Annotated in this window: 15 protein-coding genes and 1 pseudogene; 7 read left to right on the forward strand and 9 right to left on the reverse strand. The window is 44.8% G+C overall.

Annotated elements, in window-relative coordinates; translation table 11 throughout:
* Nucleotides 1-44: 44 nt before the first annotated feature.
* From NG798_RS20925 to NG798_RS20935, 3 genes are all read right to left on the reverse strand, one after another.
* Nucleotides 45-1,253 (reverse strand): chromate transporter, encoded by a 1,209-nt coding sequence (locus NG798_RS20925; RefSeq protein ID WP_261225647.1) that lies wholly within the window; start codon nt 1,251-1,253, stop codon nt 45-47.
* Nucleotides 1,254-2,405: 1,152 nt separating this feature from the next.
* Entirely contained in the window at nt 2,406-3,284 is an 879-nt protein-coding gene (locus NG798_RS20930) for an Rpn family recombination-promoting nuclease/putative transposase (RefSeq protein WP_261225679.1), read from the reverse strand.
* A gap of 263 nt (nt 3,285-3,547) precedes the next feature.
* Nucleotides 3,548-5,707 carry a polyribonucleotide nucleotidyltransferase gene (locus NG798_RS20935; protein ID WP_261225648.1) on the reverse strand — a complete coding sequence of 720 codons (2,160 nt, stop codon included), beginning with the start codon at nt 5,705-5,707 and terminating at the stop codon, nt 3,548-3,550.
* A gap of 1,098 nt (nt 5,708-6,805) precedes the next feature.
* Between NG798_RS20935 and NG798_RS28210 the strand changes: the two are divergent.
* The 3 genes and pseudogenes from NG798_RS28210 to NG798_RS20950 form a co-directional block, all read left to right on the forward strand.
* Nucleotides 6,806-7,540 (forward strand): annotated as a pseudogene (locus NG798_RS28210) (SNF2 helicase-associated domain-containing protein); the annotation flags it as partial.
* 231 nt (nt 7,541-7,771) lie between these two features.
* Nucleotides 7,772-10,531: an SNF2-related protein gene (locus NG798_RS28215; RefSeq protein ID WP_261225680.1), complete on the forward strand. Its 2,760-nt coding sequence runs from the start codon at nt 7,772-7,774 to the stop codon at nt 10,529-10,531.
* A 127-nt stretch (nt 10,532-10,658) separates the two neighbouring features.
* Nucleotides 10,659-11,480 carry an SWIM zinc finger family protein gene (locus NG798_RS20950; RefSeq protein WP_261225649.1) on the forward strand — a complete coding sequence of 274 codons (822 nt, stop codon included), beginning with the start codon at nt 10,659-10,661 and terminating at the stop codon, nt 11,478-11,480.
* A gap of 10 nt (nt 11,481-11,490) precedes the next feature.
* Here the strand turns inward: NG798_RS20950 and NG798_RS20955 are convergent, their stop codons facing one another.
* The 3 genes from NG798_RS20955 to NG798_RS20965 all read right to left on the reverse strand — a co-directional run bounded on the left by NG798_RS20955 (nt 11,491) and on the right by NG798_RS20965 (nt 13,059).
* Nucleotides 11,491-11,955 (reverse strand): copper-binding protein, encoded by a 465-nt coding sequence (locus NG798_RS20955; RefSeq protein WP_261225650.1) that lies wholly within the window; start codon nt 11,953-11,955, stop codon nt 11,491-11,493.
* A 57-nt stretch (nt 11,956-12,012) separates the two neighbouring features.
* Nucleotides 12,013-12,447 (reverse strand): VOC family protein, encoded by a 435-nt coding sequence (locus tag NG798_RS20960; protein ID WP_261225651.1) that lies wholly within the window; start codon nt 12,445-12,447, stop codon nt 12,013-12,015.
* Nucleotides 12,448-12,549: 102 nt separating this feature from the next.
* Nucleotides 12,550-13,059, reverse strand: coding sequence for a TIGR02652 family protein (locus NG798_RS20965; protein ID WP_261225652.1), 510 nt, complete (start codon nt 13,057-13,059; stop codon nt 12,550-12,552).
* Nucleotides 13,060-13,181: 122 nt separating this feature from the next.
* Between NG798_RS20965 and NG798_RS20970 the strand changes: the two genes are divergently transcribed.
* Both NG798_RS20970 and NG798_RS20975 read left to right on the forward strand, forming a co-directional pair.
* Entirely contained in the window at nt 13,182-13,727 is a 546-nt protein-coding gene (locus NG798_RS20970; protein ID WP_261225653.1) for a gamma carbonic anhydrase family protein, read from the forward strand.
* A gap of 113 nt (nt 13,728-13,840) precedes the next feature.
* Nucleotides 13,841-13,960 carry a photosystem II protein Y gene (locus NG798_RS20975; RefSeq protein WP_261225654.1) on the forward strand — a complete coding sequence of 40 codons (120 nt, stop codon included), beginning with the start codon at nt 13,841-13,843 and terminating at the stop codon, nt 13,958-13,960.
* Between the two features lie 71 nt (nt 13,961-14,031).
* Here NG798_RS20975 and NG798_RS20980 read toward each other — a convergent pair whose 3' ends face one another.
* The 3 genes from NG798_RS20980 to NG798_RS20990 all read right to left on the reverse strand — a co-directional run bounded on the left by NG798_RS20980 (nt 14,032) and on the right by NG798_RS20990 (nt 16,865).
* Nucleotides 14,032-15,144: an AMIN domain-containing protein gene (locus NG798_RS20980; RefSeq protein WP_261225655.1), complete on the reverse strand. Its 1,113-nt coding sequence runs from the start codon at nt 15,142-15,144 to the stop codon at nt 14,032-14,034.
* Between the two features lie 162 nt (nt 15,145-15,306).
* A complete protein-coding gene (locus NG798_RS20985; protein ID WP_261225656.1) occupies nt 15,307-15,828 on the reverse strand; it encodes a pentapeptide repeat-containing protein in 522 nt (173 codons plus the stop codon).
* A 74-nt stretch (nt 15,829-15,902) separates the two neighbouring features.
* On the reverse strand, nt 15,903-16,865 hold the full coding sequence (locus tag NG798_RS20990; RefSeq protein WP_261225657.1) for an alpha/beta fold hydrolase: 963 nt from the start codon (nt 16,863-16,865) through the stop codon (nt 15,903-15,905).
* Between the two features lie 702 nt (nt 16,866-17,567).
* Here NG798_RS20990 and infC point away from each other — a divergent pair.
* Together infC and NG798_RS21000 are read left to right on the forward strand one after the other, a co-directional pair.
* Nucleotides 17,568-18,143, forward strand: a complete 576-nt coding sequence (infC, locus tag NG798_RS20995; RefSeq protein WP_261225681.1) for a translation initiation factor IF-3 — start codon at nt 17,568-17,570, stop codon at nt 18,141-18,143.
* Between the two features lie 193 nt (nt 18,144-18,336).
* Nucleotides 18,337-21,411, forward strand: coding sequence for a HEAT repeat domain-containing protein (locus NG798_RS21000; protein ID WP_261225658.1), 3,075 nt, complete (start codon nt 18,337-18,339; stop codon nt 21,409-21,411).
* Nucleotides 21,412-21,491: the final 80 nt, after the last annotated feature.

The following is a 21,491-nucleotide window of genomic DNA, read 5'->3' on the forward strand; positions in this document are numbered from 1 at the left end:
TATTTAGTCGATAAATCATTTCGAGGGAAAAAAACCGCGATCTACTAAGAATGTGTTAGTGGGTAAACAATTAACCCAACAATCGCTGCGGCTAAAACGATGATAGGCTCTGGCAACTTTTTGCCAAACTTCCATAGCAGAGCAAGTGTCACCACACCGATGAGAATGGTTGGAATATCTCGCAAGGATTGTTGCCCCAAAACCACAACGGCTCCAGCGATAGCGCCGGTGGCCGCAACCGTTACACCGTTAACAAAGGCAGCAATTCCGGGCTTTTTTCCATGCTTCTTAAAGTAGGGGGCGGGAATAATTGTGAGTAGATAGCAGGGAATAAAAGTGCCTACAGCCGCAACACAAGCGCCTGCAAATCCAGCTACCAAAAAGCCAATAAACCCGGTTGTAATTACGACAGGACCAGGCGTAATCATAGCCACTGCTACTGCATCAAGAAACTGTTGAGGATTAAGCCACTGATAGTGTTTTACTACTCCACCATATAAAAAAGGAACGATCGCTAAACCACTGCCAAACACAAATGAACCCGCTGTACCAAAAAAGATGAATATCTGCCAAAGTAAATTGGGAGAGGCAGATGGCACAGATGCCAATATTGATATTAGAGGTAAGCCAATGAAACCATTAACCTTGTTGCCTCTGAACCAGTTTTTAGGCGGCGCTTTGATTAACCAGGTGAGAACCCCTGCTGCTAAGATAAGTTCGACTCGTTCTGATTGGGTGATGATGGTAGATATAGCGTTTACCACATAAATTGCCCATAGTAGCCAATCTCTGCCTATGGTTTTCTTGGTCAATTTATAGGCGCTTTGGGCAATGATGCCAATGACGCAAGCCCCAACTCCGTAAAACACTGCCTGCATCCAACTCAAACCACCATAGTTTGTGTAAGCCCAACCCAATGCCACAACCATAAAAAAGGAGGGCAAGACAAAGGCAATACCGACGAGTGTAGATCCTAGAATGCCGTAATGAACATAGCCCATGTAAAACCCCAATTGGGCAGCGAGTGGACCAGGGGCAACTTGAGCTAAGGTTAATCCTTCTTGATAACTCGCCTCAGAAATCCATTTTCGTTCTTCAACAAGATCACGGTGCATATAACCGACGAGGGCAATGGGACCACCAAACCCTAAACTACCTAATTTAAGGAAATATAGCGTCAGTTGCCAAAGTGAGTACAGTGGTTTGGTGAGTTCGGATGAAAACTGTTCCTGTGTTTCGGGTGCATCCGTCATAAATTAAATCCCCCTCTCAATTTTCTAATTTGTTTGAGATCGAGCCACTAAAGTAATTGATTGTGATTACAGATAGTGTTAACTATAACTTGAGTCAAGTTGAAAAAAGACTTGGCTGAGATTTATAACATATAAATCAACTAAAGTAAAGTTCAGAAGCCACCGGTTAAAAGAAAATCTAAACACAAAGGAAATTCTACGGACTAGAGAATTAAGTAATTCACTCTAAAGGGGTTTTATTCGTGTAGTAGGAGCCGGTTTCAACCTACGTCTTAGTGGGGGTGGGGATGGCCGGTGATACAGATCATACCAAATCCGATTTATAAAGGGTATTTTTTTCCTAAACTTGTTGGGGGGCCGGTTTAAAGACATAACTCAGAGGCGGAAAGACATCCAGATAGAACCCGCGACACACAGCACCAATTTAAATAGGGGATTAATTAAAATCGGATTTGGTAGAATTTTTGAAATTTATCTAACATTTATAAGCACTTATACCAATTCTTGAAAGTAGGACTACAAATATTTTATTATTTTACGCATTTAAATAGCCAATGCTGACCGATTTTTTTGGATCTAGTGGCCCAAAAATTACCCTTCCGGCATATTAATCATCGAATTAGATAACGGCGGTTTTCCTAAAGCCAAAAAGCTTCGTAGCTGATAACATTATTTTAATGTTTCAACCCTCTAACTGTGCCGAATCGAATTTGATTGAACAGGTATGGCAGTATTTGAAACGGGGGAGCTTGTTGGCAATTACCAGCTAATCTTGAGGAGTTGCGGCTTTTAATTCGTCAACAAGTAGAAAGAAGTAAGAATGAAGTTATTGCATCAATTACAGGAAGAGCATATATTCTTTAAGCCTTATCTGTAGTTAAGATTTAAGGAATTGATATTAAAAACCCGGTTTATTAAAGAAACCGGGTTTTTAGCCTAGCAAAGAAACTTTTACTTATTGACACCGGCATCTGCTTTTGCCGCCGCAGTTTCATCCGGGTGAATACCTAAACAAGTTAAATTAATCCGACCTTTGATAAGTAACAGATTCTTCCATCATTTCCTCCGTTAAAAAAAAAGGGTTGATTGCTGATTAGTGACTGAGTAAAAGTTTTGAATTTTCCCCAATCACTAATCTTGAATCTTGAATTGTTAACCTCCAATTCGGTTTAAATAGCCGGTTAAATCAGAGATTTGCTGAAAATCTAAAAGCGCTTCTCCTAAGTCTTCTAATTGTGTCAAACTTAAGCCGCGTAGACGTTCTTGTAAGGCCGGTTCGAGTTCTCCCAGCCGGCGGGTAAGCAGGCGCGTCACCAGGGAAACTTCCCGTTGCCGGCCTTCTTCTAGTCCTCGTTGTAGTCCTTGTTGTATTCCTTGCTGGACTCCTCGCTGCACACCTTTTTCAAGAATTGCTTGATAAGTAACAGATTCTTCCATCATTTCCTCCGTGAAAAATTGACGAATCAAACCGGCCTCAAAACGCAAACCGGCCAAAATATCCGCACAGACTAAAATATTTGCTCGCTCGTTTGTATCTTCGATACTAGCGATGTTTTGCGCCACTTGCTGTAATAAACTTTCTGGCGAGTCTGTTTGAGCAAGCGTTGCCAAAGGTAACAAAGCTGGATTTCCTAAAAGTGGCGTGGGATCTTGCTCCCATAACCGGATAACTCGATATCGGTGCCGAGTATTGGAAGCTTCAAAAACATCGGTGTAGGCGGCACCGGCAGTAGTGCGTTTTAAAAATATCACCACTTGCTCAATTTCACACTCGTATTTATCATACAGTGTCACCCAATATTTTAGCATCCGAAACGACACCGGCTTATTTGATTGCGGCAGCGTTTGAAATTCGATATGCAATATTTTCTCAGCCAGTTGCAGCAAAATTAACGCATCGGCGCGTATTGGTTCCGGTATCAGTTCCGTTTTGATGATGTTGATATTTTCCGTCTCTAGGGAGAGCAACCACCGCACAAATTCGGCTGGAAAAGTTTCGGCTAAATATTTGCAAGCGTTATCGTACAAGATTATTATTTGGGTAGGGTTTACTTTTGATAGTTTAACAGCCCTTTCTGGGGGTAGGGATGGCCGGTATAATACCAATTCAAAATTCAAAATTCAAAATTCAAAATTTAAAATTCAGATGAAGTCTGGATTTCAGGTTTTAAATCTGTTGCTCTATTTTAAATAATTGGTATAACCCCTCATTTTTGAAATTTATCTAACATTTATAGGCACTTAAAAACCCAGTTTCTTCAAGAAACCGGGTTTTTAGTTTAGCAAAGAAAGTGTTACTTATTGGCTCCTGCCGCAGCCTTCGCCGCCGCAGCTTCATCAGGGTGAATATTTAAACGGGTTAAATTAATCCGACCTTTTTGGTCAATTTCCCGCACTTTAATAATCACTTCATCGCCAACAGTAAGTTCATCTTCAACCTTGCCAACACGATAATCTGCCAACTGGGAAATGTGAATCATCCCCTCTTTTCCGGGTAAAAATTCCACAAAAGCACCAATCGGAATAATCCGAGTTACTCGTCCCACATACACATCACCAGCAGACAACTTGCGCGTCATATTTTGGATAATGGTGCGAGCACGTTTGGCCTTTTCGCCATCCACCGCAGAAATAGTAACCGTCCCATCATCTTCAATATCAATGCGGGCGCCGGTTTCTTCGGTAATGCCTTTAATTGTTTTGCCACCAGGGCCAATTACCATGCCAATAAAATCAGGATCAATTTTAATGGTGAGTAAACGCGGTGCATAAGCCGATAACTCAGTACGCGGTTTATCGATAGTGCTGAGCATTTTTTCAAGGATGTGCATCCGGGCCGGTTTGGCTTGCTCGATAGCTTGCGCCACTACTTCCATAGGCAAACCGCTGATTTTCATATCCATTTGCAAGGCAGTAATACCACTATCGGTACCGGCCACCTTAAAGTCCATATCGCCCAAAAAGTCCTCAATGCCTTGAATATCGGTCAAAATGCGGACTTCTGAACCTTCCTTAATTAACCCCATTGCGGCACCACTAACCGGCTTGATCAGAGGAACACCGGCATCCATCAAAGCCAAAGTTGAACCGCAAACCGAGCCCATCGAAGTTGAACCATTGGAAGACAAAACCTCCGAAACCACCCGAATAACGTAAGGAAACTCATTTTGGGGAGGGAGAACCGGCACTAAAGCACGTTCTGCCAAAGCACCATGCCCAATTTCCCGACGACCCGGCGCCCGCATCGGTTTAGTTTCCCCCACCGAGAACGGCGGGAAGTTGTAATGATGCAGATAACGTTTTTCATCTTCTGGGTGGAGGTCGTCTGCCAGTTCTTGAGCATCGCCCGGAGTGCCCAAAGTCACCACAGACATTACCTGAGTCAGCCCCCGGTTAAACAAACCGGTTCCATGGACACGAGAAGGCAACACGCCAACACGACAAGAAACCGGCCTTACCTCATCAAGTTTACGGCCATCTACGCGCACGCCGTCTTCGACAATTTGCCGGCGCATAAATTCTTTAGTAACATCCTTAAACACATTGCTCAGCGCCTTTGGTTCAGCAGCCGCCGCAACTCGCACAGGATCTTCTTCTGGCAATTCTTCAATAGCAGCCACAACCTTCGAGGCTTTCACTTCATCAAGGGCTGCATCGCGGGCATTTTTATCTAAATCAAACCTCGATAAAATACCCTTAATATCAATGCTGGTGCGTTCGCGGATAAAGTTTTCCAAAGTTGGATCAACTATAGGTGCTTGGGCTTGTACCAGTTCCAGACCTAATTCTGCCAGCAACTCTTGCTGAGCTTTAATCAAGTCACAAGCGGCCTCATAACCAAAATCAATCGCTTCGATGATATCTTGTTCCGGCAATTGATTCGCACCGGCTTCTACCATCACCACACCATCCGGCGAACCAGCCACAACCAAATCTAAATCGCCTTTTTCAATTTCTGCGTAGGTCGGGTTAATAATAAAATCATCTCCCAATAATCCCACTCGCACCGCTGCCATCGGCCCATTAAAGGGAATTTGTGCCAGCAATACAGCCACCGATGCACCTGTCACAGCTAAAACATCGGGCGGTACTTGCTCATCCATCGATAAAGTTGTGGCGACAATTTGAATATCATCGCGTAACCAAGAGGGAAATAGCGGACGCAGGGGCCGGTCAATCAACCGGCTGGTGAGGGTGACTTTTTCTGGCGGACGTCCTTCGCGGCGCAGAAAACCCCCCGGAATACGACCGGCTGCGTAGAGTCTTTCTTCGTAGTCTACCAATAGCGGCAAGAAATCAATTCCTTCTCTGCCAGTCGAACGGGTAGCAGTTACTAAAACTGCTGTATCTCCCGATTGAATTAACACTGAACCGCCGGCCTGTGGCGCGAGGAGGCCAACCTTCAGCCGAATATCCCGTCCATCAAAGGATATCGACTTATCAAGTTCTTTCATGCAGTACGTTTTCCTTTTTATTCTTCTCTATGCCAATCGTAGCACTCATTACAGGTCACTTGTGATGAGGAATAAAAGGCCGGTGAGTATCTAATGTTTACTGATGTTGGGTGCGTTTGGCCAAAAAATGCGGTTAATTGCTCGCAAAAATTGCTAAATTCTTTTAAGTAAAGGGCAGTCTAAATAGGCTTTGACCATAATTTAGAGAACGCAGAGTTAAGCAAAGTTTTTATTTAAAGGTTTGTAAAGCAAATGGCAATTTTACACGGTAGCTGGGTGGTTGAGCCAACAGGGGGCTTTCTATTTATTTGGGCCGAAGTTTGGCGTCGAGTTGGGCCATTAGAAGCAAACCAAGCACAACCACTTGTCTATCCTTTTGCAATGTCACCGACTGAGTTATTAGATTTTTGTCAAAGTCTCCACCAAACCGCTGCACTTAAATGGCAAGGTTTCCCCAAACCAGAAACCAAGACTAAAAAAGCAAAATCTAAACAAGTTTTAGAAACCACAAAATGGCAAACTTTAGAAGTTGCTTTACCCACCGCTCTTTTATCATCCGGTCAAGTTTTAGCACAACCTTCGGCAAGTTTGCCTGAAAAAGAAGAAATGCAGATTTTTCTTCATCCTTGGCAAATAGAAGGAATGCGTTTAAATGCCGGTGAAGCTATCGAGTTTCTCCAAGGGCTTCCCTTGGGAAATTTGGGGGAAGAATTGTTTTTTGGGGGAAATTTGAGGTTTTGGAGTTATGTAAATCGGTGGGGTTTAGATTTACGCGCTAGGGGAAAGTTTTTACCCGCCCTTCAAAAGCAAGAAAATTCTTATTTGGCAGTTTGGCAACCGTTGTTAGATAGTGGCATAGATCGGGAACGCTTGCAAAAGTTTAGTAAACAAATGCCTTTGAGTTGTCGCACTTATCAAAACAACTCAGCCGAGAATTTAGCAATTAATTTACCCACGCCTCCTAAAGACTTATTGCTGGATTTTATCTCAGCAACGCTTGACGCTCAAATTCGCTCCATTTCCGAAAGCTTAAATGCCCCGGCTCTCCCCGTACCGATGAGAGAATTTTTAGCAGGTTTAGGGGCAAAAACAGGGCAAATGGCGGCGAATTTGAAGGGGATTGAATCGCTGGAAACGTCGTTAAAAAATTGGACGGCCCCGATAGATTATGAATTAGCCAAACAAAGAGAGTTTCGGGCTTGTTTTTCGCTGCAACCACCGGAAAATGGTAAAGGAAATTGGCGGTTAAATTATGGCTTGCAGGCGGCGGATGATCCGGGGTTTGTGGTGGATGCTAAAATCATTTGGAGTAGGCCGGTGGAACGGTTAATTTATGGGGGGAGAAGCATTGAACAACCTCAAGAAACGCTGTTAAAAGGTTTGGGTTTAGCGTCGAGGTTAAATGCGGCAATTGAACCAAGTTTAAATGAAGCGTCGCCGGTGTTTTGTCCGCTGACTCCTTTGCAAGCTTATGAATTTTTGAAAGCTGGGGCGTGGCGGTTTGAAGATAGCGGTTTGGGGGTAATTTTACCAGGAAGTTTGGCAAACCGAGAAGGGTGGGCAAACCGGCTGGGGTTGAGTATTAAAGCCGAAACTCCAAAGTTGAAAAAACATGAGCAAATAGGGTTACAAAGTTTGCTTAATTTTAAATGGGAATTGACGATTGGCGGCCAGAAAATTTCAAAAGCGGAGTTTGATAGATTAGTGAGGTTAAATTCGCCGCTTGTTGAAATTAATGGGGAGTGGGTGGAGTTGCGCCCGTCGGATGTGAAGGCGGCGGAAGTGTTTTTTGCAGGGCGTAAGGATCAGATGGCAGTTTCTTTGCAAGATGCGCTGAGGTTGGCAACGGGGGACTCCCAGACAATTGAAAAGTTGCCGGTGGTGAATTTTGAGGCGGCGGGGGCTTTGCAAGATTTGTTTACTAATTTAACGACAAATCGAGGAGTGGAAGCGATAGAAACGCCGGAGAATTTTAAAGGAGAATTGCGGGAATATCAGGCGCGAGGTGCGGGGTGGTTGGCATTTTTAGAAAAGTGGGGTTTAGGCGCGTGTTTAGCGGACGACATGGGCTTGGGAAAATGCACGACGGGAGATAGCAATGTTTTTGTCAATGGCAAACTTGAAAAAGCGGCAGAAATTTGGGTAAATTATGCAGGAGAAACCGAGTTTGATGGGGAGGGATTTTGGGCAAAACCAACTCAGGAATTACTGGTAAATTCGATTGATGAAAATACCGGCAAAATTGTCCAAGCTTCTGTACGGCGGTTATACCGGCAACAAGTGCGAGAAACGTTGCGGAAAGTAACGCTTAAAGATGGCAGTTGTCTTACCATTACTCGTCGGCATAAGTTGCTGACGCGGGATGGTTGGTCAAATGATTTTAAGGTGGGAGATTATATTTGTGTGCCGGCAAAATTGTTGTGGGATGGAAAAGGAGAAGATCCTGATTTAGTGCAGTTTCTGGCATGGCAAATTTCGGAGGGATACGAAAATAACAAATCTGGAACTTTAGGGATTTCTCAAAATGATAAATTCCGCTTAGAGGAGTTACGCCAGATATTGCATCGGATCGGTGTTCGATATGGGTTAAAAATTAATTCTCCCAGTATTCAAGAGTTCCCTGGAAAAGTGCCGGTTTTGCGTGTAAATTCTCAGGCATACCGCCAGTTTTTGGAAGCCAAAGGTTATCAATGGGGTAAACGTTCGCGGGAGAAGGTTTTTCCGCCGTTCATTATGCAGTCAGATAATGATAATGTGCGGCTGTTTTTGCGCCACTATTTTGATGCGGAAGGTTCAGTTAGCACTAACATGAGGTCTGTGGAAATTAGCACTGCTTCACCGCAAATTATTGAGCAAATTTCGACACTTTTACGCCGGTTTGGAATTTGGCTAAGGGTGACAGCTAAACAAAAACGTGCTACCAATGGTTCAGGTATTTTTCGTACTTATTATATTGGGACATTGGGAGGAAATTCGGCGCGCCGGTATGCCGAGGAAATTGGATTTAGCTATCCAGAAAAACAACGTAAATTAGAGGTAATTTGCGAAAAAGTATGCAATACCAATGTTGAAGGAATACCGGCCTCTGATATTGTGGCTGAGGCTGTTAACCTGACAAGGTTGCCGGTGCGCCATTTGGGGATGCACAACACAGTTTATATCAATGGAACTCAACAATTTTCTCGCAGTAGTTTAGAACGAGGAATGGCAGAAATCAATCGTGTTTTAGCTGGCGTTTCAGAACAAGAATATCGCTTGCAGAAAGTTTCTAAATGGACAACTCAAACCCTAGAAGCTTATGCAAACTTAGATACAGAATTTTTGACTTTGATTCAGCAAGGTTTGCAAAGCCTGCTTGATTTAGAGGTGTTTTATTGCCAAATCGAATCAATTGAGGATATTGATTATGAAGGGTGGGTTTATGATTTGGAGGTAAACAAACATCATAATTTTGTAGCCAATAATATTCTCTGTCATAACACCATTCAAACCATTGCTTTTTTCCTTCACCTGCAAGAAAATGAAGCTTTAGAAAAGCCAATTTTATTAATTTGCCCCACCTCGGTTTTAGGCAATTGGGAAAGGGAAGTCAGGAAATTTGGCCCCACCTTAAAAGTTATGCAATATCATGGCAATAACCGGCCCAAAGGTAGCGCCTTCAGCAAAGCTGTCAAAGGCAAAAATTTAGTGATTACCAGTTATCCGCTTGTACAAAGAGATTTAAAAGATTTACAGAGTGTTAAATGGCAAGGAATTGTTTTAGATGAAGCCCAAAATATCAAAAATGCCGAGTCGAAACAATCACAAGCAGTACGGGAAATAGAAAGCGATTTTCGGATAGCTTTAACAGGGACGCCGGTGGAAAATCGCCTCTCAGAATTATGGTCAATTATGGAATTTCTTAACCCCGGATATTTAGGCGCTAAAAACTTCTTTCAACGCCGGTTTGCTATTCCCATTGAAAAATACGGAGATAGCGCCTCATTGCAAACCTTACGATCTCTTGTTCAACCGTTTCTTTTGAGGCGTTTAAAAACCGACCGCGACATCATTCAAGACTTGCCAGAAAAGCAAGAAAATAACATATTCTGCGGTCTTTCCGAAGAACAAGCATCGCTTTATCAAAACAGCGTTGAGCAATCTTTGGCAGAAATAGAATCAGCCGAAGGAATACAACGCCGAGGAATGATTTTAGGGCTGTTGGTGAAGCTAAAACAAATTTGCAATCACCCAATTTTGTTTACCAAAACCGGCACCCTCAACCCCCAACAATCAGGCAAAATTCTACGCTTGCAAGAAATGCTAGAAGAAGTTTTAGCAGAAAAAGAACGCGCTTTAATTTTCACTCAATTTGCGGAATGGGGTAAACTATTAAAACCCTATTTAGAAAAAGAATTAGGCCGCGAAGTATTGTTTTTATATGGGAGTACAAGCAAACAACAACGTGAGGAAATGGTAGATCGTTTTCAACAAGATCCGCAAGGCCCGCCGGTGATGATATTATCATTAAAAGCAGGAGGAACCGGCCTCAATTTAACGCGAGCAAATCATGTATTCCATTTTGACAGATGGTGGAACCCAGCCGTCGAAAATCAAGCAACCGACCGCGTATTTCGCATCGGACAAACTCGCAATGTACAAGTGCATAAATTTGTTTGCACCGGCACTCTCGAAGAGAAAATTCACGATATGATAGAAAGCAAAAAAGCCCTCGCTGAACAAGTAATAGGTGACGGCGAAAACTGGTTAACAGAACTCGACACCGATCAATTGCGAAATCTTCTATTACTTGACCGCAATGCTATTATTGATGAAGATAAATAATAACCGCAGATATAAGGCAGGCAAGATGCCTGCCCCACTACAGATGGACGCGGATAGGTTATCTGTATTTATCTGTGGAGTAGGCATCTTGCCTGCTTAACATAAATTATTAACTGAGGCTAAAATTATGAACAATTCTACACAAACAGACCGGCAATGGTGGACAGAACAATGGTTAGATTTACTTAACTCTTATCGCTTTAAAAAGCGTTTAGAAAGAGGCTGGAAATACGCCAGAGAAGGAAACGTCCTTAGTATAGAATTTGAAAATGAAGAAGTTTTAGCTACTGTTCAAGGTACCGATCCTCAACCCTATAAAGTTGACCTAGGCTTAGATACCTTTACCGATGAACAATGGGAATATATAATCGAAATAATGGCAGAAAGAGCAATTTTTTCTGCTAAACTTTTGGCCGGTGAAATGCCACCAAATATTGAAGATGTTTTTGCAGCTAGTGGGGTACGGTTGTTTCCTTTTCGCTTAGATGAAGTCCGCAGCCGGTGTAGTTGTCCCGATAAAGCTAATCCCTGTAAACATATCAGCGCTGTCTATTATTTACTGGGAGAAAGATTTAGCGAAGATCCTTTTGTTTTGTTTCAATTGCGCGGACGTACCAAAGTACAAGTCCTCGAAGCATTGCGTCAAAAACGCGGTCTAACTGGGGAAAATGAAGTTTTAGAATCCGCGCCTAAATCAACCGCCTCAGCCGCTATTTCAGAAGCAGAAATAAAGCAATTTTGGCAATATGAGGAAAGCTTAGAACCGGCCCTCGTTGTCATTGTCCCCCCTCCCAGTAGCGGCACAATTTTAGATGTGCTTGGCTTAATTAATTTACCGTCAGAAAAAGCCGGAAAAGATGCTGCTCAAACAGTCAATCAACATCTCAATTCAATTTATCAAACTGTAAGTCAGCAAGCCATTTTATCTGCAATGGCAAATGATGCTTAATAAGCCGGTTTTAGCCATCCACCACAACCTTAATTATCCCCGTCATTCCCGCCTCCGTATGACCGGCAATTGGACAACGTAACAAATAACTCCCCGGTTTCACCGGCACAAAAAACCACTCCGCAACCGCCCCAGGTTTCAACTCCAACTCGTGAATATTTCCCTTAATTTCTACCTTTCCCGCCTCCACCTTTTGCGTCCAACTTGCATCTGCAAAATCCTTAGACGTAAAATAATGTTTCTGTAAACTCGGATTATCCAAAACCAATTTATACCGCTTCCCCACCACAAACTCAAAATTATTCGGAATAAACTTTAACTCATTTTCCCTATTTCCCAAACTCACCCGCACCTCACTCACCGGCTGCTTCAACAAATCCCCCACCGGCACCGCCAAAACACCCCCCACATAACTCAACCACAAAAACATTCCCAACACCACCAACAAACCCCAGCGCAACCACTTCTTAATCATCGAAAAACCTCCTTTCTTCTCTTATCCAACCCTTAAGTATTAAACACCATAAACGCCTCATTTCAACCGGCGAATAAACTCCAAAGGCAAATTATCCGCATCCGCAATAAAAGCCACCTCATAAACCCCCTCCCCAATCATTTGCTGAGTCGGTTCAAGCAAAATTTTTAAAGGCTCAAAAAAATCTCCTTGTTCCTCAACAGCCCCATCAAACTTTGCCCGTAACTCATTTAACCACATTGGCAAATCAGGCGTACTTTCCGTTAAATCAAAAGACAAATGATAATAGCCTGTATAATGCTCATCAGAAAACGCATCAGGCGTCGGCTTTGGTTGAGGAATTTGTAATAACTCAATTCTTCCCCCCAAACCCTCCATCCAACAAGCTAACGTAATCCCCGCCGTAAACCTTTCACAAACCCTAAAACCCAACAACTCATAAAACGCCATTGCCCGATGAATATTTGCAGTTCGTATAGATGCGTGGTGCATAAAAATGTTTATTTGTCAAGCCTTTTTTTTAACGGTTTTATTAGTCATTAGTCCTTAGTTATTCCCAACAACCAAAGACTAATCACCAATTACCAGAAAACATCATTCAAACAAGCGAAAATAGGGATAACGAATTGGCACCCCAGGCTCCTTTTCCAACTCAAAATTAATCACATCCCAACAAGGCTCCTCAGTCGGCTCAGGGCTAAACTCCACCGGCAACCCATAAAGCCGAGGTTTCGGACTATCTTGCTGACCTCGCCAAGGTGTACTACGCTCCAAATAAGAACTAATCAACTCCTTATAACGCGAGGCAATAATCACCCGCGTTGCTCGATAACCCTGCGTATAAAGCCGGTCTAAAGCCTCGTGAATTTCAAACCGAATACCATCTGGGTGAGTGTGTTGGCGGTACCATTCATTATTCCACCGGCGCCAGTGACGCCCCGATTGAAGATGAATTAACTCCTCCGTCTTTGGATTTGCCTCAAAAGCACCATGACGCTGACACAGATAAGTATCCGTCAACGTCAGAGCCGGAATCATTTGCCGACAGTGGGGACATTGAATTTCCGAGCCAAAAATAGGGTATTGCAAACTTGGATTAATCATTGAGTAGATACAAACTAATTTTATGGAAAATCTTTTTGTTCTCGACAGTAGAATTCATTATAACGACAGGCATTGTAGCTTAAGCTGAAAATTTATCCACCTTTTGTTAGAAATCAGCCCCTATGTTAAACGAAATTTCTCCAAATCTAATCCACCCCTCATTTTGGCCACCCGTTGACTTATCCGCCGCCGCCTTTGTCGCAGCCAACAGCACCATCATCGGCCAAGTCACCATTAGTGCCGGTGCTAGTATTTGGTACAACGCCGTTTTACGCGGCGACGTCGAAAGCATCCACATAGGCGAACACACCAACATTCAAGACGGAGCCATCTTACACGGCGACCCAGGCCACCCCACCATCCTAGAAGAATATGTCACCGTTGGGCACCGCGCCGTCATCCACAGCGCCCACATTGAACGCGGTTGTCTGATCGGAATTGGAGCCATCATACTCAACGGCGTGCGCGTTGGACAAGGCAGCATCATCGGTGCCGGTGCCACTGTCACCAAAGAGGTTCCGCCCTATTCCCTGATTGTAGGTATCCCCGGCAAAAAACTCCGCGACATCACCCCAGAACAAGCCGCAGAACTCATCGAACACGCCCGTCACTACGAACAACTGGCCCTCGTTCATGCCGGTAAAGGCACCAATTTGGGATTTAAATAAATAGAGATTGGTCGTGGCAATTATTCTCACTCAGGACTAGACCGAATTGCCCCTTTGACCGCACAATATAAAAACTGAGAACTCTATGACAATCTATTAAGAGAGGAAAAAAAATGGACTGGCGTGTACTGATCGTTGTTGGCCCCCTGTTGTTTGCGGCAAGCTGGGCATTATTTAACATCGCACCGGCAGCAATTCGTCAAATTCAAGGCTTTTTGAGTAAAGAAAGCTAAACCACTAGGCTTTTCTTCCATGCCCAAAACCCGTAGGGCGATGCCCCGTGCTCGCCCCTTTTGCCAACCCTTCAGCGAAAATCTTCATTCAAGCGAACCGTCACCACCAGCCCCGGTTCCAGCCTAAAAACTTCCCGTAACCGACTCGATGCCGCTTCCAGAGGCACATTTCGACCCCCAAGCGTAATCGCCTGAGCCACAAACTTACTACCTCGATTGTTCGTTTCAAACCGGCCAATCACCGGCGTCCCCGCAGAGGCAATCACATTTCCCGCCCCATCTCTAAGTGCCTCATCCAACACCAAAACTTCCTGACGCTCAAAATTTTCTTCCAACTCCACAAACCGAGTGCCGGTATAACGCAACTTTAACTCGGTACCCTTTCGCACAAACAACTCAGCCGGCTGATTTATGTTAAAGTCCAAACTCGGCAAACTTGGAGGAGGAACCATCGGCACACCATTAAGCGATCCCATCTCCACCGGCGGCGGCACCGTAACCATCGGCGTTTGTGGAGGTGTCCAACTTTCTGCCGGTAATTCCAGCGATGGTAGCGATGGCGGAGGTGCCGGTATCTCCTCTGCTATGGGCACAGCTACCGGCACAGCAGGCACAACCGGCGTAAACACTTCAGGCATTGGCACCCCAATTCCCTGGATAGGACGAACCGGCAAACTCGCCACACTTGGAATTGCATTTTGTCCAACCGCAGCCCTTGCTTCAGGCATAGGAGTTGCTACTTCCGTTGTCGTTGTTTGAGCTACTTGCGGACTTAACCCACGCACCACCCAACGATCCAGAAACGCACCCCCCGTCACTAAAGCCGGTTCTTGCTGAATTATCACTTGATTGGGGTCTACAACCGCCTCCGCCAACTCCAAAATAATCCGAATTTTTCCCCCTTGAATTTGCGAAACTTGAATGCCGCGCACACTGCCGGTAGAATAACTTTGGCGAATTGGATTACCCCCCAAAATCGTATTACCCACCTCCAAAACAACCCGCGCCGGTTGACTCAGCGTGTAATAATTCACAGGCGTTCCCTGCTGGACATTAATTGCAAATACACCTGTTACAGGATCAAACTTCCAAGTAGATGCCACACTCCCTGCCGGTTGCGCCAAAACCGGCATCTGCAACATCAACAAACCCACCAAACCAGAAAATAAATACCGACCAGCCATATTCGTAAACACTTCAGTAAATGTTTCTGAAACCGCATTTTTTAATAAAATTCTCAACTTTGAAGAAAGTGTCAGGCGTAATTGCTCAACATTTCCTTACACCTTCTCCAAAATCAAGGATTTCTACATCTTAACCCTTAACCATTCCCGCCTTTTTTTCCTTTAATCTTCCTCTTTATAAATTTTGCCATCCGGCATTGTTGCCCGCGTTAAAATCGTCTTCGTCAAATCCACTTCAGCCAAATTAGCTTGTCGTAAATTTGCCCGAATCAAAAAGGCACCACGCAAGTCAGCTTTGCGAAGATTAGCCTGTACCAGCACCGCAAAACTCATTTCTGTTTCTCGCATATCCGCACCCGTTAAATCGGCATTATTCAGCATGGTATGCTTTAAATCTGCCCCCACCAACTTCGCAGAGGTTAAATTACTGCTGCTCATATCTGCGCCCACCAATTTCGCCCCTGAAAGATCTGCTCTTTCCAAATTTGCACCGGCCAGATAAGCATCTCGTAAATCCACATCTCGTAAATCGGCTTGCCCTAAATTCACGCCTCTGAGGTTACAGCCGCGACACTCTTTTGTTTCCAACAACCTCCTAACGTGCTGAGGATTTTCGGCGCTGGCCGGAACTTGTCCAACCAAAGAAAATAATAGAGCCAAAATAGTTAAATTTTTCAGTTTCATAATAGGTATGTAGTGGCGATGATTGCGCTTTTTAAGTATCTAGCTGCGCTGATTGCAGTGTTAGGAAATAGACATTAATAAGTCGGGAAAAGCTGAGTTTTTGTTCCTTGCTCATTAAATCCATTTCCAAAAGAAGAATCAATCCATTTTAAAATAATCGGGTTCACTTCATCGGGGCATTCATCGTGAGGACAATGACCGGCATTATCTAGTTCAACGACTTTTAAATCAGAATTATACTGGCTAAATTGACGAGCAAAACCAGGAGGAATCATCCGATCCTGCCGGCCCCAAATCAATAACATGGGAATCTTAAGAGATTGCAAGACATTTTTTACACTTGGGCCAAATTTGGGATTAATCATAGCCTTAAGGATCGCACAAAAAGCCGCAGCCGAACCGCGATCCTGGGCTGGGCCGGTTAAAATATCCACCAGTTCGTCTGTTACAGCCGCCGGATTAGCATAAGCAATACCGGCCCAGCGGCGAACTATACCCGGACGACGGACAAAATAAAACACCGTTTTGAGAACCGGCCCAGAAGCCACAAGATTTTCCACCGCCGCAATCACCGGACGCAACATTGCTGGGACAGCTTCTTCGCGGGCCGATGGATCGGGCAAACTCAACATAATAATGCCTTTTACCATATCTGGATGAGCAACAGCAGCCGCCAGACAGACCAAAGAGCCGATAGAATTACCGATTAAAATTGTCGGAGTGCCGATAAAAGTTTTCCAGAAATCGTACACCTGCTCAACCCACAAAGAGATGTTATAAGTTGCCGGGGCTTTTTGGGAAGCACCAAAACCGAGCATATCAAGTGCATACACAGGGTGATGTTCCGCAAAAACATCAAGATTATTGCGCCAATGACCAATGGATGTACCAAAACCATGCAACAAAATCAGCGGTGAAGAATTGCCAACCGCAGGCGAGCCGGTCGGACGGAGATAAGTATAGCGAGTTTGCCAACCCCGCCAGATCCAATCACGCTGAAAACCAACTCGTTGCTGCCACAGCAAAGAAACTGTCACAGGAAATGCCTCTACTTGAAATAATTGGTAACTTTTTAGAACGTAGACAAAAACCCAGTTGCTGTGAAAATTTAAGCGCTAACAAAGAAAGCTTTGCCCAAAAGCGGCGTTTTTCGCACCCTCAAACAAGCCAGACTAGGATAAAAGCCTTACAGGGTCTACAATCAAAGCATAGCGCGAACTTTTAATTTTTGTGAAGATTGACTTGGCCGCTAGTAAAAATATCAACAGCGAGAATAGGCCAGAAAACTTGTTACATATATTTACAATAGGCCGAAAAAATAAGTAGAGAAATTGGTCGAGACCGCTGAACCCAGAGCAAGGCAGAAAAAAACAAAGCAAAAATCAGATAAGTGCGTGGCAAGCCATGACAGTAAAGAGGTTTGAGCAGTAAGATAAAGTCAAAGACCTTTTGAGGAAAGTCGGTTATCAGACCGGCACCAAAAAAAGGAACTAGCAGAGGCGGGTTAAGGGCCGGTGTAAATACCTCCCAAACCGCAGGCAAAACCCAAAAACAGAAACATAGATAGTAGAAAAGCAAATACCCGTGATAGGAAACGAATTCAATGAATTAATTGCGCTATAATAAACACCTTCATAAGTCAAGCCTGAAGTTTTCACATTGGTAGGAAAACTGAAAAAAGGCAACAACCAAACAAAAGGTACAACAGTCAAAGCCTCAAAGAACAAAACGCATCACCCATAGAAAAAACAACGCCTGTGATTGAAAAAAAACGACCCAACCGAGATTTACCGCAAATTAACGAAAGACTCCGCTTTCCGAAGATCCGAGTCATAGACACCGACGGCGGCCAATTGGGGATTTTAACACCCCAGGAAGCCTTGCGAATGGCACAAGAAAAAGAACTGGATTTAGTTCTGGTCAGCGATAAGGCCGATCCGCCGGTGTGCCGGATCATGGACTACGGAAAATATAAATTTGAACAAGAAAAAAGGCTCAAAGAAGCCAAGAAAAAGCAACACACCGCCGAAGTAAAAGAAGTCAAGATGCGCTACAAGATTGAGGAGCATGACTATCAAGTGCGGATCAATCAAGCAGAGCGTTTTCTCAAAGCCGGCGACAAAGTAAAAGCCACCATCATGTTCCGAGGACGGGAGATCCAGCACTCGGATCTAGCCGAAGGCTTACTCAAACGCATGGCAGGCGACTTGCAAGAATTGGCTGAAGTGCAGCAAGCGCCGAAAAAAGAAGGACGCAGCATGATGATGTTGCTATCGCCGAAAAAATTAAAAGGAGCAGTAGGAGTCGGCGAATAAAAGCAGAGCCGTGTTGAAAAGGTTTCTTGTCAAGAAAAGAGGCCCGTTTTAGGAAGCTCCCCTCCCAACTTGGTAGGGGAGTTTTTAAAACAGACATCCGCATCTAACTTGAAAAACTGTTCCCCAGCAGCGCCGGCAGCAATTGGCGAAAAAACCTATGAATGGACATCTACAAAAAAGGGATGAGTTGTGAATGGAACTCAGAGAAGGTGCTACACAAACGCACAAGTTTCAGCGCTTAGGGGCAAAATGGTTACAAACCGTACTCCAAGGGCTTAATCTACGTCCAGAGGAAGCAGAGCGAACCTTTTTAATGTTCGCCTTTTACACAGCCACCTCCATCGGCGTCTTGTGGTTAGAAGCCAGTACCGTCGGGCTATTCTTAGACGAATACGGAGCCGATCAACTGCCTTGGATTTATATTTCTGGAGCAGTAATTGGCTCAGCCTTGGGAGGACTTTATACCTGGCTGCAAAGTGTTATTCCCCTGCGACGGACAATTGTCGTGGTGGCGTTGCTGATGGCCATGCCATTGCTGCTATTTCGCATTGGTTTAGGGATGAAAGTCGCCTGGGTGGCCGGTATAACCGTATTTTTGATGCGATTATGGCTGGATGGCATATATACCCTCAACGACCTCAACACCTCAATTACCGCCAACCAACTTTTTAACATCCGCGAAATTAAACGCACCTTTCCCATTGTCAGCAGCGGCATTTTAGTTGCCGATGTGATCAGTGGTTTTTCATTACCATTATTAATTTCAATTGTCAAGCTCAACAACGTTATCATTGTAGCTTGCTTGATGATGGTGGTCGGTGCCGGTGTTTTGTACTACCTCAGCGAAGCCTACAAACAAGCCTTTCCCGACTCCCCCCTGCGAGAAGAAGACGAAGAACAAGCCGAATTTGCCAACAAACGGCTACGGGGGCCCATTTGGCGCTACATCATACCCCTCATAGCCTTTTTCGTCTTAGCAGAAGTCCTCAACATCTTGGTAGACTTTCAATTTTTAAGCGAACTTGAACAACAAGACTTAGGCGAACAAAGTCTAGGCAGTGGCATTGCCGCATTTCTTGGTTTATTTAACGGCACCTTAGGAATTTTTGAACTAATAACCCAGTGGTTTGCCTCATCAAGGCTTGAAGAACGCATCGGAGTATTTTTCTCCGCAATGATATTACCGGCCGGTATGGCAGCCATTGGCATTGTCACCTTTTTTGGTTCCTTCACCGGCCTATTTCCCTTCTTTTATGGCCTAGTCTTTTTAAAATTCTTTGAAGAACTCTTTCACTACACCCTCTTTGAAGGCTTAAGCCCAGTTTTATTTCAACCCATCCCAGAAGCCAACCGCGACGACGTACAAGCCTGGGTTAACGGCATCGGCGAACCTCTATCAGACGGCCTGATCGGCTTAATAATTTTCGCCACCATTTGGGTTTGCCAACAACTGATGCCAGGGGTTGCCGAAAAAACCGTTCAAGATGTCGAAGCCTGGGTTCTAATCTCCCTAATGACTTTCCTCGCTTTGGGGTGGGTCTATATCGTCTGGATGCTGCGGTCATTGTACGTTAACTTGCTGGTGTCCTCCGCCGAAAGGGGCCGGTTGGGAGTTTCCGACGTTGACCTCAAAGCCTTAAAACGCAACGTTGTCGAAATTTTAGAAAAACCCGGAGCCGAAGCCGATAAACGCTCTTGTATCGAACTGCTTAGCCAAATTGACCCCAAAAATGTCGGGGAAGTGCTCGCACCCTTGCTGGTTTCGTTGTCACCGGCCCTACAGCGGCAAAGTTTGGAAACCATGCTCCACCACCCCAGCGCCACTTACCTGCCTCAAGTGCGAGCGCTGATCGACCGGCCCATGCTGCCTCCCGAAGTCACCGCCCTCGCCTTGCGCTACGTTTGGCTCAACGACAAAAACCCAGACATTGAAGCCTTAAGACAATATCTCATCCCCACCGTCGATGCCGTTGTTCGAGGTACCGCTGCATCCTTAATTATGCGCCGGGGCAACCGCGAACAAAAAGCCGAAGCCACCAACGCCCTGCGCCGAATGCTCACCCACAAACAAGAGCGAGAGCGCGTCATGGGCTGCCGCGCCTTGGGAGAAGCCGATTATTTACAAGGTTTGCGCCTTTATATCCCCAATTTGCTGCAAGATGAGTCCTTAAGAGTGCGTTGCGCTTTGCTTGATGTCATCGCCTCCACACATTTAGAGGAATTTTACCCCTCATTGTTAAAAGGACTCTATTACAAATCAACGCGGGAAGCTGCTCTCAAAGCTTTGGTACGCTTAGATAATGAAATCATCGATAAGTTGGTGGCTTTGGCAGATGACCCGCACAAACCGGATCTGGTGCGGATGTATGCTTGGAGTGCGATTGGTCAAATAGGCACCGGCCCGGCTTTGAATGCTTTATCGTCTCGCTTGCTGACGTCTTGGGGAACCACCCGGCGGAATATCTTGCGGACGTTGTTAAAAATGCCCCATGATGCCGGTATTGACGGTGTACTTGATCGGGTTGGACGTAGTGGCATTGAAACCTTAATCAACCACGAACTAATGTTTATGGGGCAAACCTATGCCGCCTTGCTCGATCTCTCCCCAGCACAAGTTGATGCTCCAGAAGGCGAGTTGTTGCGGCGAGCATTGCGAGACTTGCAAACCGATGCCACAGATCGGCTGTTTTTGTTGATGAAGTTTCTTTATCCGATCAACAGTATTCAGGCGGCGGCGTTTAACCTTAAGTCTGGATCTCGCTCTAATGTTGCACGCGGCATCGAAATTCTCGATAATACCCTTGATATCCCCACCAAACGGGCTTTGCTGACAGTTCTCGACCGCCGCGAAGACACCGAAAAGTTGCAAAGTCTTTCGGAATTGGTTTTTTATCAGCCAATGTCACCCACTGACCGGCTACGGCGGTTGGTAGAATTGCGGTATTTCTTATCAGATTGGCCTTTGGCCTGTTGTTTCCATTTGGCCAAAGTCAACCGCTGGCCTTTGACTACCGAGCAAATTTTTGCTTGTCTTCGCCACCCACGCGGTTTAGTCCGAGAAGCTGTCCTGGGTTATCTGCGCGTCGTATCGCGCCGCTCATTGGTAGAATTGCTACCAAGCTTGCAAAATGATCCTGACCGATTGGTAGCTGCTCAAGTCAAGTGGATGATGGCTGAAGAAGGCATTAGCGGTGATGAGCAATTATCTGTTCAGTCCTCTGCTGGACTGGGATTTTCAGAAGTGGCCGGTTTTTACCCAGAGGCTTAAGCTAACCGCGACCGGCAAAAGTAAAAACCGAAAAAGGAAAAAAGATAGCCGTCTAATTTTTCCTTTTTACTTCTTACTCT

Origin of the sequence: Ancylothrix sp. D3o (assembly GCF_025370775.1) — a bacterium.
Classification (GTDB): Bacteria; Cyanobacteriota; Cyanobacteriia; order Cyanobacteriales; family Oscillatoriaceae; genus Ancylothrix.

Excerpts from the sequence above, each read along its gene's own strand:
- NG798_RS20925 (WP_261225647.1), bottom strand. The coding sequence starts at position 1,253 with ATGACGGATGCACCCGAAACACAGGAACAGTTTTCATCCGAACTCACC.
- NG798_RS20935 (WP_261225648.1), bottom strand. The coding sequence starts at position 5,707 with ATGAAAGAACTTGATAAGTCGATATCCTTTGATGGACGGGATATTCGG.
- NG798_RS28215 (WP_261225680.1), top strand. The coding sequence starts at position 7,772 with ATGGGCTTGGGAAAATGCACGACGGGAGATAGCAATGTTTTTGTCAAT.
- NG798_RS20950 (WP_261225649.1), top strand. The coding sequence starts at position 10,659 with ATGAACAATTCTACACAAACAGACCGGCAATGGTGGACAGAACAATGG.
- NG798_RS20955 (WP_261225650.1), bottom strand. The coding sequence starts at position 11,955 with ATGATTAAGAAGTGGTTGCGCTGGGGTTTGTTGGTGGTGTTGGGAATG.
- NG798_RS20960 (WP_261225651.1), bottom strand. The coding sequence starts at position 12,447 with ATGCACCACGCATCTATACGAACTGCAAATATTCATCGGGCAATGGCG.
- NG798_RS20965 (WP_261225652.1), bottom strand. The coding sequence starts at position 13,059 with ATGATTAATCCAAGTTTGCAATACCCTATTTTTGGCTCGGAAATTCAA.
- NG798_RS20970 (WP_261225653.1), top strand. The coding sequence starts at position 13,182 with ATGTTAAACGAAATTTCTCCAAATCTAATCCACCCCTCATTTTGGCCA.
- NG798_RS20975 (WP_261225654.1), top strand. The coding sequence starts at position 13,841 with ATGGACTGGCGTGTACTGATCGTTGTTGGCCCCCTGTTGTTTGCGGCA.
- NG798_RS20980 (WP_261225655.1), bottom strand. The coding sequence starts at position 15,144 with ATGGCTGGTCGGTATTTATTTTCTGGTTTGGTGGGTTTGTTGATGTTG.
- NG798_RS20985 (WP_261225656.1), bottom strand. The coding sequence starts at position 15,828 with ATGAAACTGAAAAATTTAACTATTTTGGCTCTATTATTTTCTTTGGTT.
- NG798_RS21000 (WP_261225658.1), top strand. The coding sequence starts at position 18,337 with ATGGAACTCAGAGAAGGTGCTACACAAACGCACAAGTTTCAGCGCTTA.